Here is a 15,764-nt window from a genome sequence, read left to right as displayed (position 1 = left end):
GTTCTCCTTAACTTCGTGTTTTAAGATTTGGGTTTTAGTATTAAATTTTTAGCTGACGCTTACAACACCAAACGGCGGATGTCGCTTAGCAGCTTGCCCAGTTGCACGGTGAAGCGGCCGGCCATTGCGCCGTCGATCACGCGGTGATCGAAGGATAGCGACAATGGGCACATCAGGCGTGGCTCAAATTCTTTGCCATTCCAGATTGGCTTGATTTGGGATTTGCACACGCCAAGAATCGCCACTTCAGGTGCGTTGACGATCGGTGTGAAGCTGGTACCGCCAATGCCGCCAAGGCTGGAAATAGTAAAGGTTGCGCCTTGCATATCGGTCGGCTTGAGTTTGCCCTCACGCGCTAAGGCGGAAAGGTCGGTCAGCTCTTGGGCGATTTGTTTTAAGCCTTTTTGATCAACATTCTTGATGACAGGTACAACCAAGCCATTTGGCGTGTCAGCTGCAAAGCCGATGTTGTAATACTGTTTTAAGACCAGATTGTCGCCATCGAGGCTGGCGTTAACGGTTGGGAAGGCTTTCAGCGCTTCAGCTGCGGCTTTAATAATAAAGGCCAGCGGCGAGAGCTTCATGCCGCTCTTTTCCCACTCTTTACCGATAGATTTGCGGAATTCTTCCAGCTCGGTGATATCGCATTCGTCGTTAAACGTTACATGCGGAATCACCACCCAGTTGCGGTGCAGATTCGCGCCGGAGAGCTTCTGGATGCGGGTTAATGGCTTGGTTTCGATCGGGCCAAATTTGGCGAAATCAACTTTTGGCCAAGGCAGAAGATCAAGGCCAGAGCCTGTACCAAGGGCGGCACTGGGTGCTGCTGACTGGCTGCTCATGATTGATTTTACATAAGCCTGCACGTCGCCATGCAAAATACGGCCCTTAGGACCTGTGCCGGCAATGCGGCCCAGATCGACGCCTAATTCGCGGGCAAAGCTGCGAATAGATGGCGATGCGTGGGATTTTTTGAAGCTGGCTTCGTCAACAGGGCGAGCTGCGGGCGCTGCAACTGCCGCGGGAGCTGCGATTACAGCGGCGGCTGCAGGCGCGGCAACCGCTGCAGGGGCTGCTGCCACTGCGGCGGCTGGTACCGCTGCTGAGGCGGTGCCTTTCAGTACCAGGATCAAGCCGCCTTCGCTGATTTTGTCCCCGACTTTCAGGGAGATGCTTTCTACTACGCCCGCTTCCGGTGATGGCACTTCCATCGAGGCTTTGTCTGTTTCCAGGGTGATCAGGGATTGTTCTTTTTCAACCACATCACCCGCTTTTACAAAGACTTCAATCACGTCAACAGCATCGTGGCCACCGATGTCCGGTACGCGCACTTCGATGCTGCTGGCAACGGCAGGCGCTGCTGCAGGAGCAGGCGCTGCAGCTGAAACAGGTGCTGCAGCAGGCGCAGCTGCGCCGGCCGTAGCCGCGGCTTCCAGCAGCAATACCACGCTGCCCTCCGAGGCTTTATCGCCGATCTTGATCTTCATTTCTTTAACTACACCGGCGTGGGTCGATGGCACTTCCATCGTCGCTTTGTCGGTTTCTAATGTAATGAGCGATTGCTCTACTTCAATGGTGTCGCCAGCTTTTACAAAAACCTCGATCACTTCAACGCCCTCGTGGCCGCCGATGTCGGGGATTTTTACTTCAATCAATGTGCTCATATATACGAATCCTGTGAGGGTATGGAGTGAGAGGGGAGAAGGGATAAATCCCTCCTCCATTGTCTTTAAGCGTGTTGCTTAAGACTCAGTCTCACTGCTTTACACTGTCCAAGGCGCTGGTCTGCCTGCTGCGATGCCATACTTTTCAAGGGCCTGTGCTACTTTTGCAGCAGGAATTTTGCCCTCGTCAGCCAGTGCTTTCAGTGCAGCAACGGCAACGTGGTGGCGATCCACTTCAAAGAAGCTGCGCAATGCTTTGCGTGAATCGGAGCGGCCATAGCCGTCGCAACCCAGCACAACATACTTGGCAGGAACGTATTCACGTACTTGATCTGCAAATGCGCGCTTGTAGTCAGTTGCGGCAATCACAGGCCCAGTACGGCCAGTCAGGCATTCAGTTACATAAGGTACTTGCTGCGTTGCCAGCGGGTTGAGCATATTGTGGCGCTCAACGGCCATACCATCTCGGCGCAGTTCGTTAAAGCTTGGGCAAGACCAGATATCCGCATCCACGCCGAAATCGGCTTTCAGCAGCTCTGCCGCAGCGATTACTTCGCGAAAGATCGTGCCCGAACCCATCAGCTGCACTTTCAGTGCAGCGTCTTTTGCGCCTTCCTGGAACATATACATGCCGCGCAGGATGCCAGCTGCCGAGCCTTCTGGCATAGCAGGGTGGCTGTAGTTTTCATTCATTACTGACAGGTAGTAATAAATGTTTTCCTGGTTTTGATACATGCGGCGCATACCGTCTTGCACAATCACGGCCAGCTCGTAAGCGAAGGTCGGATCGTAGGACACGCAGTTCGGGATAAATTCGGCAAACAGATGGCCGTGACCATCCTGATGCTGCAAGCCTTCGCCGTTCAGCGTGGTGCGGCCAGCCGTACCACCGACCAAGAAGCCGCGAGCGCGTAAATCGCCCGCTGCCCATGCTAAGTCGCCGATACGCTGGAAACCAAACATCGAGTAGTAGATGTAGAACGGAATCATGGTGACGCCGTGGTTGGCGTAGGAGGTTGCCGCAGCAATCCAGTCGCTCATCGCACCGGCTTCGTTAATCCCTTCCTGCAATACCTGACCGGTTTTGGATTCCTTGTAGAACATCAGCTGATCAGCATCTTGTGGCTCGTACAGCTGGCCCACATGCGACCAGATCCCCAGCTGGCGGAACATGCCTTCCATACCGAAGGTGCGGGATTCATCCGGCACGATAGGCACGATGCGGTTACCGATTTTTTTGTCTTTCACCAGGGTGTTCAGGATACGAACAAAGGCCATGGTGGTGGACATTTCACGCTCACCGGAGTCGCCCAACAAGCTTTGCAGCGCGTCTAGGCCCGGTACTTCCAGCGGCTCGTCGACGGGTTTTCTGGATGGCACAAAGCCGCCCAGCGAGGCACGACGCTCGTGCATATGCTTGAGCTCTTGGCTATCGTCAGCTGGACGATAGAATTTGCAAGCAATGGCTTCTTCATCAGTCAGCGGGATATTAAAGCGATCACGCAAATGAATCAGATCGCTGTCAGACAGTTTTTTGGTGTTGTGCGCAATATTTTGCGATTCGCCCGCAGCACCAACGCCGAAGCCTTTTACTGTTTTAACCAGCAACAGGGTAGGCTGATCTTTGTGCTCCGAGGCCGCTTTATAGGCTGCGTACACTTTATAAAGGTCGTTACCACCGCGTGTCAGACGCCAGATATCGTCATCAGACATGGATGCAACTAAATCGAGCAATTCCGGGTAAGCACCGAAGAAGTGTTCGCGTACATAAGCGCCGTTTTTGGATTTGTAAGTCTGGTATTCACCATCGACCACTTCCATCATACGTTTTTGCAACAGGCCTTTTTTGTCCTGAGCAAGGATGGCATCCCAGCCTGTGCCCCAGACTACCTTAATGACATTCCAGCCTGAGCCACGGAAATCGCCTTCCAGCTCTTGAATGATTTTGCCGTTACCACGTACCGGGCCGTCAAGGCGCTGCAAGTTGCAGTTAATCACAAAGATCAGGTTGTCGAGTTTTTCGCGTCCTGCCAGGGAAATAGCGCCTAAGGATTCTGGCTCGTCCATTTCGCCATCGCCGCAAAAGCACCAGACTTTACGATCGCCTTTTTGTTTAAAGCCGCGATCGTCCAGGTACTTCATAAAGCGGGCCTGGTAAATCGCCATCAGCGGGCCAAGACCCATCGATACCGTCGGGAATTGCCAGAAATCAGGCATCAGCCATGGGTGCGGGTAAGACGATAAACCGCCTCCTTCAACTTCACGACGGAATTTATTCAGTTGATCTTCAGTAATACGGCCTTCAAGGAAGGCGCGCGAGTAAACGCCCGGCGCAGAGTGGCCCTGGAAGTAAACTAAATCGCCGCCATGGTTTTCCGAAGGGGCGTGCCAGAAGTGATTCCAGCCCACATCGTACAAAGTGGCCGCGGAGGCGAATGAAGAAATATGCCCGCCCGGCTCTGCTTCGTCACGGTTGGCTTTAACCACCATTGCTGCAGCATTCCAGCGGGTATAAGCCAGAATGCGTTCTTCCAGATTAGGCTTGCCAGGGTGCTTGGCTTGCAAGTGCGCAGGAATGGTATTGATATAGGCTGTTGTTGCCGTATACGGAATATTGACGCCATCCTGGCGGGCGTGATCGACTAGTTTTTCAACCAGAAAATGGGCGCGCTCTGCGCCTTCTTTTTCGAGGACGCTATCGAGTGACTCCAGCCATTCTTGCGTTTCTTGGGGATCGAGGTCATGAAGCTGCTCTGCCATTGGTCTCTCTACCTTGTGAGTGGGTTAATAACTCCGCAGATTTTGATGCGGAGGCAGGCTGATTGTGTGGATCAGCCTGCTTTAAAAGGCCTGCATTGTAATAGGCATCTAAAAATACATCCCGTTTAACGCGGGGTATTTCGCTTGTAATAATTCACCAGACCATTGGTTGAAGCATCATGGTTAGTGGTTAAACCCGGAGTGATTAAATCGGCTTCAATGGCTTTTGCCAATTGCTTGCCAAGTTCCACACCCCATTGGTCATAGGAATTAATATTCCAGACCGTGCCCTGCACAAATACTTTGTGCTCGTACAGGGCAATCAGTGTACCTAAACGCCGCGGTGACAAACGCTGCATCAAGATGGTGCTCGTCGGGCGATTGCCCTCAAATATTTTATGTGGAACCAAGGCATCCTGTGCATCACCGGTAATGCCTTGCATATCCAATTCTGCGCGTACTTCACTTTCATTTTTTCCACGCAAAAATGCTTCCGTCTGGGCAAAGACATTGGCCATCAAAATAGTATTGTGTGGCTCGGGAATGTCCGGGTGCTCGATCGTGGCAATAAAGTCAACCGGCACCATTTGACTGCCCTGATGCAATAACTGGTAATAGGCGTGCTGGCCGTTAATGCCGGTGTCGCCCCATACCGCAGGACCGGTGCGATAATTCACGCGTTTGCCATTCAAATCAATTGTTTTACCGTTTGACTCCATGTCCAGCTGTTGCAAATATGCCGGGAATCGGTAAAGCGATTGATTATAAGGAGAAATAAGCTGGGTGCTGGCGCCAAAGAAATTGACATACCAAACTCCGAGCATCCCCATAATTACGGGTAAATTCTGCTCTAATGGCTTACTGCAAAAGTGCTGGTCCATGGTGTACGCACCATGCAGCAAATCCTGATAATTGTGTTTGCCAAGGTAAATTGCAATAGGTAAACCAATGGCGCTCCACAGGCTGTAACGGCCACCTACCCAATCCCAGAATTCAAACATATTGTCGATATCAATACCGAATTCGCTGACAGCTTTGGCATTGGTGGAAACAGCCACAAAATGCTTGGCAATATGCTCTTCACTTCCCGATGTTTTTACAAACCATGCGCGCGAGGTACGGGCGTTGGTCAGTGTTTCCTGGGTGGTAAATGTTTTAGATGAAATAATAAAGAGGGTGGTTTCAGGGTTCAGTTTCGCAAGCGTGGATATAACCTGATCGCCGTCTACGGTTGAAACAAAGTGCATTTTCAGGCGTTTGTGACCGTAGTCTTTCAGGGCCTGGCACACCATCAGCGGGCCCAGATCTGAGCCACCAATACCGATATTCACAATATCGGTAATCGCTTTGCCAGTGTAACCCAGCCATTCGCCGGAACGCACTTTGTCCGAGAAAATACCGATTTTGTCTTTTACAGCATTAACCTTGGGCATCACATCTTCGCCATCAACAATCAGCGGATGTTTATCCAGGTTACGTAGCGCTGTGTGCAATACGGCACGGTTTTCGGTGGTGTTGATTTTTTGGCCGGCAAACATGGCCTGAATGCGCTCTGGCAGCCCGGACTGACGGGCCAGATCCATAAGTAATTCCATGGTTTGGGTGGTGATACGGTTTTTTGAGTAATCAAAAAACAGGCCGCCAGATTCAAGCGAAAACTTTTCAAACCGCTCTGGATCGTCCTTAAACAGATCACGCAGATGTAAAACAGATATTTCTTTGAAGTGCTCTTCTAAAGCAAGCCATGCTGGGGTGTGTGTAAGATTTGGCATGATGTAGGTAAGTCCTTAAAAATCAACTGTAGTTGTCATGACCTCGAACACGCTTTTCTTTAAGGCTGCGTTTCATTTTTTCGAGTTGGTCTATGAGTTCTGGTCCGCGCCTGAGTGCTACACCGACGGCAAGTACGTCAATAATGACCAGATGTACGATCCGGGTAATCATTGGGGTGTACAGATCGGGGTCTTCCATTGTGTCGGCAAAAAGGCAAAGTGAGCAACGCTTGGCTAATGGTGATTTGGAGTGGGTAATTCCAATCACATCAGCCCCCGCATCACGGGCAATTTCTACCGAGCGCAGTAAATCCAGCGTGCGGCCGGAGTTTGAAATAGCAACAACGGCATCCCCAGGCCCGAGCATGGATGCACTCATGCCGTGCATATGCGGATCGGTATATGAAACGGTGGGTACGCCCAAGCGGAAAAACTTGTTCTGTGCGTCTATTGCAACTGCACCTGATTGTCCCTGCCCGTACATTTCGATCTTTTTGGCATTGGACAAAATGGTGATGGCGCGTTCCAGCACTTCGGTGTCGAGCTCATTGCGGCAGCGCAGCAGATGCGAAATATTATTATCGAATAATTTGCGCGCCAGATCGTGAGCAGAATCATCGCGGCTCACCATGGAGTGCACATAGGGCACGCCGGACACCAGGCTGCGTGTGAGCCGTAATTTGAAATCTTGCAGGCCTGAGCAGTTGAGTGAGCGACAGAAACGAATCACGGTGGGCTGTGAAACAAGGGCTAAGTCAGCAATTTGCGCAATCGGTGCATTGGCAACCAGATTAGGCTGTTCAATTACCAGCTGGGCAACTTTGCGTTCTGATTTGCTGAGGCTATCGAGTGCAGCTTTGATACGTTCGAGCATGTCTTTTTCTCACTCAAACACGAGTTTTATGAGGGGAAAATTCTTGTGCGAAACTTCTTGGGCTGCAATCGAGCCCGCTTGCCATATTACACAGCTTGCTTACGGTGGCGCGCTTTGCCGGAAGACTTTTGCACAAGTACTGACTAGAGAGTAAAGCATCCGGATCAGGCTGCCCAGAATATGTGTTTGGCAGCTGTTGCCTTATTCAGAACCCGGCGAATCGGGAAGAGTGCGGCTTCTGGCTTTTGCTCAAGCAGGGCGTTTTGTAATAGGGTTTTTTTGCTCTCCCCGGTGATATGCACGATGACTGAACGTGCTTTTGAAAGAGTAGGCAGGGTAAGCGTAATACGCTGATGCGGGGCCACAGGCGGAGTGACCGCAGCGCATAGTGCATCCGAGGTGCAGGCGGCTTCCAGCTCGGCGGCATCGGGAAAGAGCGATGCGGTATGGCCGTCATCTCCCATGCCTAAAATCAGCACATCCAGAGGAGAGGGAAGAGCTGCCAGCCGGGCCTCGATTTCTTGCTGGCCTTCATGAGCGGTGGCGGCACTTGATACCTGGGAAACAAATGTTGCTTTGGCCGCTTTATCTTGCAGCAGGTTCTCGCGGGTAAGACGTTCATTGCTATCGGTATGATCCGGGGCGACCCAGCGCTCATCTGCCAGTGTAATGAAAACTTTGGACCAGTCCAGTTCCTTAACCCGTAAGGCTTTGAACATACCGGCTGGCGTTCTTCCGCCAGAAACTGCGATCCCTGCCTGACCACGTGTTGCAATGGCTGTGCTTAATTGCTCAGCAATAAAATCAGCCAGTTGCTGATCCAGTTCGTCTTTTGATGAACATTCGTGCCATGACAACATGTTTTACCTCATGATAATGAAAGAGCGGGCCAGAAAACCGGCCCGCCTGATTCAAGTACTTGCGTTATGCTTCTTCGTGCCAGCAAAGTCCGTCACGTGATAGCAGTGCAGAAGATGCAGCTGGGCCCCATGTACCGGCAGTGTAAGGCTTAGGGCCATCGGGGCTGCTTTCCCAGTTGTCGATAATTGGCTCAACCCAGCGCCATGCCGCACGTTGTTCGTCCCGGCGTACAAACAGGGATAGATCGCCGCGAATGACATCTAGCAATAGTCGCTCGTAAGCTTCCGGGCTGCGGGTCTGGAATATTTCTTTGAAATCCATATCCAGATGTACAGGACGCAAACGGCCTTGATTGCCCGGCTCCTTTGCCATCATATAAAGGCGTACCGATTCGGCGGGCTGCAGCTGAATCACCAGGCGATTAGGGGTGCTGGCGGTACGGCCGTAAATGGAATGCGGTGTTTCGCGAAAATTAATGACGATCTCGGCAAGGCGTTCGGACAGACGTTTACCGGTACGCAGGTAAAATGGTACGCCAGCCCAGCGCCAGGTTTGGATTTCTGCTTTTAGTGCAACAAAGGTTTCGGTTTTTGAGTTGGCCGGAACATCCGGCTCGTTCAGGTAACCTGTTACGGGTTTGCCATCTACCGCACCGGCTCTGTATTGGCCGCGTACAACCTTTGTGTGCACATCTTCTGTTGAAAGTGGCTTTAAGGCGCGTAGAATCTTGAGTTTCTCATCGCGCACTGCATCTGCATCGATGGATGCAGGCGGCTCCATTGCCACGATGGTCAGCAGTTGCAGCAGATGGTTTTGCACCATATCGCGCAGTGCACCGGTTTTATCGTAAAAATCGGCGCGTGATTCAACACCAACCTGTTCTGTAACGGTGATTTGTACGTCGCGAATCCATTCTCTGCGCCAGAGCGGCTCAAGCAGAGTGTTGGCAAAGCGCAGTGCCATCAAATTCTGAACAGGTTCTTTGCCCAGATAATGGTCGATTCGATAAATTTGGTGTTCCTGGAAATATTCACCAACTTCGTCGTTAATTTTGTTTGATGAAGCTAGATCATGCCCTAGCGGTTTTTCGAGCACTACGCGGGCATTGCCGGCGGTAAGGCCAACTTCGGATAGACTCTTGGAAATGGGAGCGAATAAATCAGGCGCAGTCGAGAGATAAAATACGCGAACACGCTTGGGAAAGGCATTTAGCGCGTCGGCTAACTTGGTAAATTCTTCCGGATGATTGGAATCAAGATGCAGATATTCAATCCGCTCAGCAAATGTCGCCCAGTCGGCGTCATTGTAGTGCTTGCCCAGGTAGCCTACGGCTAAAGCATGGGCTTTATTGAGGTAAGCTGCAGTATCTGGGACACTGCGGCCCAGGCAGACGATGCGTCCTTCCTGGGGCAGATTGCCTTCTTGATGTTGGTGATAGAGCGCTGGTAATAATTTACGCATTACCAAGTCGCCAGTGCCGCCGAACAGCACCATGTCGAAAGCGTCGATCTGAGTCATCCGCGTGAGTCCTTTATTCTTTGAGTCGGTTTTCGGGCCTTGGCGGGCACGTAAGACTTTGTAATCTTACTACACAGCTAAATAGCGGCGCAAACGAAATTCGCCAAGGTCTCTTAATGATGGGGGTTAACACGTAGCGTAGAATGGTAACCCTGTGTAAATGTTGACTATTGATGCAGCGCAATGAAATGAAATTTCCAGGCCGCTGCGGTTGAAGTTATAGGTGCTTTGTAGTAAAACTACGGTCAATTTTACAGAAATGTACGTGGCGTGCCGTGATCGCGCCGTAACTCGGAGTCTTTGTCTATGTCTGTTCATCCTAAGCTTGCCGAAGTCACTGCGCGTATTATCGCAAGAAGCCAGGGTCCTCGCTCTCGTTATTTAGCCCGTCTTGAAAAGGCTGCCAGTAAGGAGCCGCTACGTAAAGGCTTAGCCTGTACGAACCAGGCTCATGCCTGGGCTGCGGCACCGGAAACAGATAAAATTATGATGCGTGAGATGCGCCAGCCCAATTTGGGAATCGTCTCCGCATATAACGATATGCTGTCGGCACATCAGCCGTTTGAAATGTTCCCTGCAATTATTAAAGAAGCAGTGCGCCTGTCGGGCGCAACAGCACAGTTTGCCGGTGGCGTGCCTGCCATGTGTGACGGTGTGACCCAAGGTCAGCCAGGCATGGAGCTTAGTCTGTTTAGCCGCGATGTGATTGCCATGTCCACTGCTGTGGGCCTGTCTCACAATGTGTTTGATAGCGTGGTTTGCCTTGGTGTTTGCGACAAAATTGTGCCGGGTTTATTGATTGGGGCTTTGCAATTTGGTCATTTGCCAACAGTATTTGTGCCTGCGGGCCCGATGACATCGGGCATTGCCAATAGTGAAAAAGCGAAAGCGCGCCAGTTATTTGCCGAAGGCAAATGCGGCCGTGAAGAACTGCTGGCCTCCGAAGAGGGTTCTTATCACGGTGCGGGGACATGTACTTTTTTCGGGACCGCTAATTCAAATCAAATGCTGATGGAAGTGATGGGCTTGCATTTACCTGGTGCAGCTTTCGTTAATCCAGGCACTCCCTTACGTGATGCCCTGACTGTTGCAGCGGCACAGCGTGCGATCGCTATCACTTACAGAGGCGATGAATTTACACCGGTTGGTAAAGTAGTGGATGAGAAATGCATTGTGAATGGCATTGTTGGCTTGCTTGCAACGGGCGGCTCGACCAATCACACTATTCATATGATTGCGATCGCTCGTGCTGCGGGTATTATTATCGACTGGAGTGATTTCGATGATTTGTCTGCCATTATTCCCTTGCTCGCAAAAATTTATCCAAATGGCTCGGCTGATGTAAATCATTTCCATGCTGCCGGTGGCATGGGTTTTCTAATTCGCGAATTGCTGGATGCAGGCTTGCTGCACGAAGATGTGCTGACAGTTGCTGGTAAAAGCTTACGGCCTTATGCCAACGAGCCTTTCCTAGGGGAAGATGGCAAGGCGGTGTGGCGAGCTGCACCGCTCGAGCCTGTGGATGACAACGTTGTTCGCCATGCAAGCAACCCGTTTAGTGCAGATGGCGGTTTACGTTTGCTGGCGGGCAACCTGGGCCGCTCTGTGATTAAAATTTCTGCGGTTAAGCCAGAAAATCGCTGTGTAGAAGCGCCCGCAATTGTGTTTGACGATCAGGATGATGTGCTGGCCGCGTTTAAACGTGGCGAGCTGGAAAAAGACTTTGTGGCGGTTCTGCGTTTCCAGGGGCCGCGTGCTAATGGAATGCCAGAGTTGCATAAGCTCACTCCTGTGTTGGGGTTGTTGCAGGATCGTGGTTTTAAAGTGGCCTTGGTGACCGACGGCCGTATGTCGGGAGCATCGGGCAAAGTGCCTTCGGCTATTCATATGACGCCGGAAGTTTTAAACGGCGGGCCGCTGGGCAAAGTTAGAAATGGCGATATCATCCGCCTTGATGCAGATGCTGGCGTGGTTGAAGCGAAAGTTGATGCGGCTGAATGGGCTGCTCGCACTGTGGATACTGCAGATCTGTCTGCCAACGAGCATGGAATGGGCCGTGAGCTGTTCGCTACATTCCGCTCTGCAGCAACCGGTGCTGAAGAAGGCGCAATCAGCATGGGTTTGGCTCATTAATTAGTTAAATCGTTTTTTTGATGGGGGGGCTTTGCCGGGTGATACAAAATATCTGCACCCGGCAAGATACTCATCGAATCGTTATTACTGATGGGTATCACTCAGCTCCTCCCATCCCACACATCTAATAATTTACAGAACAGGAAGAACAAACCCATGCAAATTCGCGAAATCATGCGCTCTTGTCCGGTGATGCCGGTTTTGGTAATCGAGAAAGTCGAACACGCAGTTCCGCTGGCTCAGGCTCTGGTTGATGGTGGTATTCGTGTCCTGGAAGTCACTTTACGTACCGATGCGGCTCTGGCTGCGGTGCGCGCCATTGTTGATAATGTGCCGGGTGCCATTGTGGGCGTCGGTACTGTGGTGCGCCCTGAGCAGTTTGCGCAAGCTAAGGCAGCTGGTGCGGTGTTTGCAGTAACGCCGGGCCTGACGCCTACACTGGCTGCCGCTGCCCGTGCTGCAAAAATTGAGCTGCTGCCTGGTGTGATGACCCCATCCGAGGCAATTGCTGCGCTGGAAGAAGGCTTTGACGCCCTGAAATTATTCCCGGCAGAGCAAGCGGGGAGCATGGGTATGCTCAAAGCAATGGGTGGCCCTTTGCCGCAAATTTTATTTTGCCCAACGGGTGGAGTAAGTCCAGAGTCGGCTCCTAAATTATTGGCTATGCCAAATGTTGGGTGCGTGGGTGGATCGTGGCTCGCCCCTAAGGAAATGGTTGCCGCTGGTGACTGGGCGGGGATTACCGCACTGGCTCGTGCAGCCGCAGCATTTGCAAAGTAATTAACTTAGAGGATTATACCCACGCATTATTGCCAGGCTCGGTTTTGGGCCTGTGTGGGTATAAAAACCGTTTGTAAGTTACGATTTATATCAATATTTCATGTTTTATAGGGAATAGCCATATCGTCAGCAGGACGACAGCTGGGTATTCTCTATTCTTGATTTTTTTTTATGCGCGGCCCGGTAGGGGACGCGCTTTTTCTGAACTCACTGGGGAGCACGAGGCAATGGCAGCAATTCGTATCGCAATTAACGGCTATGGTCGTATCGGTCGCAATGTACTGCGCGCTTTGTATGAATCTGGCCGTACTGATGAATTCCAAATCGTGGCTATTAACGATTTAGGCGATGCAAAAACTAACGCTCACCTGACACAATACGATACAGTGCATGGCAAATTTGCTGGCAAAGTATCTGTAGATGGCGATTTTATGATCGTAAACGGCGACAAAATTCGCGTTTGTGCTCAGCGTAATCCTGCTGATTTGCCATGGGCAGAAATCGGCGTGGATGTGGTGATGGAGTGTACCGGCTTCTTTGCCAGCAAAGCAAAGGCATCAGCGCACATTACTGCCGGCGCGAAAAAAGTGATTATTTCTGCACCAGGCGGTAATGATGTGGATGCCACCATCGTGTTCGGTGTAAACCACGACACGCTGAAAGCCACTGATACTGTTATTTCTAACGCTTCATGCACCACCAACTGCCTTGCGCCGCTGGTTAAGCCACTGAACGATAAAATCGGTCTTGTTTCCGGTTTGATGACCACAATCCACAGCTACACCAATGATCAGGTTCTGACAGACGTTTATCACGAAGATCTGCGTCGTGCCCGTTCAGCAACGCATTCGATGATTCCAACCAAGACTGGCGCTGCCGCGGCAGTTGCACTGGTATTGCCCGAGCTGAAAGGCAAGCTGGATGGTTTTGCTGTTCGCGTACCAACGATTAATGTTTCTTTGGTTGATCTGACTTTCACGGCTGCTCGTGCAACGACAGTTGAGGAAATTAACCAGATCATGAAAGAAGCATCTGAAGGCCCGATGAAAGGCGTGTTGAACTATAACGATCTGCCACTGGTATCGATCGATTTTAATCACGATTCAGCGTCTTCTACCTACGAAGCATCGCAAACTAAGGTGTCCGGTGGTACTTTGGTGAAAGTGCTGTCCTGGTACGACAACGAGTGGGGCTTCTCTAACCGTATGCTCGATACGACCAAAGCTTTGTGGAATGCTAAATAATAAGTACTTTGAGTAGTGCTTTAATAAGATACCCGCAGCGATGCGGGTATTTTTTTGTCTGTGCTTTTCTTGCCCTATCAAGCAGCTCTATGGTGGTTTTAAGCAATTTAAGCCGTTTGAGGGTGCTTTATCCAGAAAAATGGAAAATGGTGTATGAGAGCTGCCTTGCCGTGTGCACGCTGGTTTTTGTCTGTGTGTGATGCCTGCCGGTTTGTGTTCTGACGTGTTCTGGATCCTAAAAATAGGGCAGAGCAACCTGGCTGCTATTGAGATAAACAGAAACCTGCTCATTTATTGTGTTGGTTTTAAAGTGAAAAAACGTTGTAAATATACAACTTAACATGGTGGAAGGCCTGATTTCTTTCTGTGGCGTAGGTCGATATAGGGCCAGATTTTATTGCTTTATAGATTGCTCCAGGAAAAACAGGAATGAAATTAATCGACCGTATTTAATTTTTTTGAAGGTGTTTATTTGGTTTTACATATATCTTTTTTTATGTTTAATGTTGTGAATATTTGTGCTATTTATTGTAAAAAACAACCGGATTTTATTCTTTTATTTATATATTTTGCGCTCGATTATTTCAATAATAAGGTCTATTACCTAGTATAGGGCAATGTGATGTTTTATTGGTATTTTTACTTATAAGGGTTTGGTATTTTTACAGCAGAACAAAATTAAACGCTGTGGTTATATACGGGCTTCGGAGCACTTAGCTCGCTTGATTTTTTATTAAGTAGATTCAGCCGTTTGCTGAGTTGGCTTTAAAATAAAAATGCGCTGCTGAGTGGTCTTTCAAATCCTATGGATCCGAATTTAAATAATTGAATTCGTGGCTCTAAAATTGATAAAGGAATCTCAGTATGTTTAAGCGCGTTCTTATCGCTACTGCCGTATCCGCAATGTTTGCAGCTCCTGCATTCGCAGATGTAACAATCAGCGGTTCTGCTGAAATGGACTTGATGTACAAGACTAACCAGAATGCAAAGGGCGATGGCAAAGTTGCTGAAGAAGTTGCCGTTGTTGTAAATATTGATGGCACTGATAAGCTGGATTCTGGCGATACACTGAAATGGCGCCTGGCTCAGAAAGTAGAAACTCCAGGTCGTTATGACAGCTTTGGTCAGCGTGAGGCTTGGATTGGTTACGCAACTCAGTTTGGTGAAGTTCGTTTCGGTAACCAGTTCTCTAACCAATACCGTGAGTTAGATGGTTTTGCATCTTCAGGCCAAGGTAACTTGTGGGCTGATTTTGGTTCGCAGCAAGTTCAATACGCAAACGCCATAACCTACTTCTCACCTAAGTTTAGCGGCTTCAGCTTTGCTGGTCAGTATGATTTAGGTAATGGTCGTAACTCAGCCCGTGCTATGGAATTGACTGCTAACTACATGGGCTACGGTTTTGATATTGATGCTGGTATTGCTGAAGCTCAAAATAACGCGAATGCTTCTTCCAAAGCAAAGATATTCGGTGGTAAAACGTGGGGTAGTTCGGGTGACTTTACTGTAGGTACTGGTGCAGAAAATAAACTGCGTACATACAACCTTGATGTTAAATACAAGATGGGTGCATTTGACCTGGCTGCTGGTTACAAGCGTAACGAGTGGAATGGCGATGTAGAGTTGGCTGTTGCTGGTGATAAGACTGCTGTTGATCAATTCTTGCTGGCTGGTGGTTATACCATGGGTAAGAACAACTTCAACCTGGGTTATCAGCGCGTTCAAGATAGCAAAACTGATGGTGCTAAGCGTGATGACGGTATGAATGTAATCAATGCTCAGTACAACTACAAGCTGTCTAAGAACTCTGTTGCCTTCGCTCAAGTTCGTCACCACATGCTGGATACTGCTGGTAATGCTAGTGTAATGACACGTACTGCACAACTTGATGGCTTTGCTCTTAATTCAGACAAGAAAGACTCTACACGTCTGTTAGTAGGTACATGGACAGCGTTCTAATTTAGAACCTGCCACTAAGCAACAGGCTGGTATTCGGTGCGGGCCTGGCGCTTTAAGTTTAAAAAAACGCCACGATGAAAGTCGTGGCGTTTTTTGTGCGTGCTAGCATTTACGTCACTCTAGTAAGGGTTTTGTTGTACGTTGGATACACAATGTTGCAGATATGCGACGCAATATTGCATGGGTTTCTACCTATTGA

The 15,764-nt window shown here is 49.9% G+C and carries 10 protein-coding genes; 4 read left to right on the top strand and 6 right to left on the bottom strand.

Annotated elements, in window-relative coordinates; genetic code table 11:
* Nucleotides 1-59: 59 nt before the first annotated feature.
* From aceF to zwf, 6 genes are all read right to left on the bottom strand, one after another.
* Nucleotides 60-1,664, bottom strand: a complete 1,605-nt coding sequence (aceF, locus tag EJO50_RS09580) for a dihydrolipoyllysine-residue acetyltransferase (RefSeq protein WP_125973670.1) — start codon at nucleotides 1,662-1,664, stop codon at nucleotides 60-62.
* A gap of 99 nt (nucleotides 1,665-1,763) precedes the next feature.
* Nucleotides 1,764-4,424 carry a pyruvate dehydrogenase (acetyl-transferring), homodimeric type gene (gene aceE, locus EJO50_RS09575; protein WP_125973668.1) on the bottom strand — a complete coding sequence of 887 codons (2,661 nt, stop codon included), beginning with the start codon at nucleotides 4,422-4,424 and terminating at the stop codon, nucleotides 1,764-1,766.
* Nucleotides 4,425-4,549: 125 nt separating this feature from the next.
* Complete coding sequence (gene pgi / locus EJO50_RS09570) at nucleotides 4,550-6,196, bottom strand: glucose-6-phosphate isomerase (RefSeq protein ID WP_125973666.1); 1,647 nt, start codon at nucleotides 6,194-6,196, stop codon at nucleotides 4,550-4,552.
* Between the two features lie 22 nt (nucleotides 6,197-6,218).
* Nucleotides 6,219-7,070, bottom strand: a complete 852-nt coding sequence (hexR, locus tag EJO50_RS09565) for a transcriptional regulator HexR (RefSeq protein ID WP_125973664.1) — start codon at nucleotides 7,068-7,070, stop codon at nucleotides 6,219-6,221.
* 164 nt (nucleotides 7,071-7,234) lie between these two features.
* Nucleotides 7,235-7,930, bottom strand: coding sequence for a 6-phosphogluconolactonase (gene pgl / locus EJO50_RS09560; protein WP_125973662.1), 696 nt, complete (start codon nucleotides 7,928-7,930; stop codon nucleotides 7,235-7,237).
* A 64-nt stretch (nucleotides 7,931-7,994) separates the two neighbouring features.
* Nucleotides 7,995-9,449: a glucose-6-phosphate dehydrogenase gene (gene zwf, locus EJO50_RS09555; RefSeq protein WP_125973660.1), complete on the bottom strand. Its 1,455-nt coding sequence runs from the start codon at nucleotides 9,447-9,449 to the stop codon at nucleotides 7,995-7,997.
* Between the two features lie 306 nt (nucleotides 9,450-9,755).
* Here zwf and edd point away from each other — a divergent pair, with 306 nt between their 5' ends.
* The 4 genes from edd (at nucleotide 9,756) to EJO50_RS09535 (ending at nucleotide 15,565) form a co-directional block, all read left to right on the top strand.
* Complete coding sequence (gene edd / locus EJO50_RS09550) at nucleotides 9,756-11,582, top strand: phosphogluconate dehydratase (protein ID WP_125973658.1); 1,827 nt, start codon at nucleotides 9,756-9,758, stop codon at nucleotides 11,580-11,582.
* A gap of 156 nt (nucleotides 11,583-11,738) precedes the next feature.
* Nucleotides 11,739-12,362 (top strand): bifunctional 4-hydroxy-2-oxoglutarate aldolase/2-dehydro-3-deoxy-phosphogluconate aldolase, encoded by a 624-nt coding sequence (gene eda / locus EJO50_RS09545; protein ID WP_125973657.1) that lies wholly within the window; start codon nucleotides 11,739-11,741, stop codon nucleotides 12,360-12,362.
* A 227-nt stretch (nucleotides 12,363-12,589) separates the two neighbouring features.
* Nucleotides 12,590-13,606: a type I glyceraldehyde-3-phosphate dehydrogenase gene (gene gap, locus EJO50_RS09540; protein WP_125973655.1), complete on the top strand. Its 1,017-nt coding sequence runs from the start codon at nucleotides 12,590-12,592 to the stop codon at nucleotides 13,604-13,606.
* Nucleotides 13,607-14,470: 864 nt separating this feature from the next.
* Entirely contained in the window at nucleotides 14,471-15,565 is a 1,095-nt protein-coding gene (locus EJO50_RS09535) for a porin (protein ID WP_125973653.1), read from the top strand.
* Nucleotides 15,566-15,764 lie beyond the last annotated feature (199 nt).

It is taken from the genome of Iodobacter ciconiae (assembly GCF_003952345.1).
Classification (GTDB): Bacteria; Pseudomonadota; Gammaproteobacteria; order Burkholderiales; family Chitinibacteraceae; genus Iodobacter; species Iodobacter ciconiae.
This window is presented reverse-complemented; position numbering and strand designations above follow the sequence as displayed.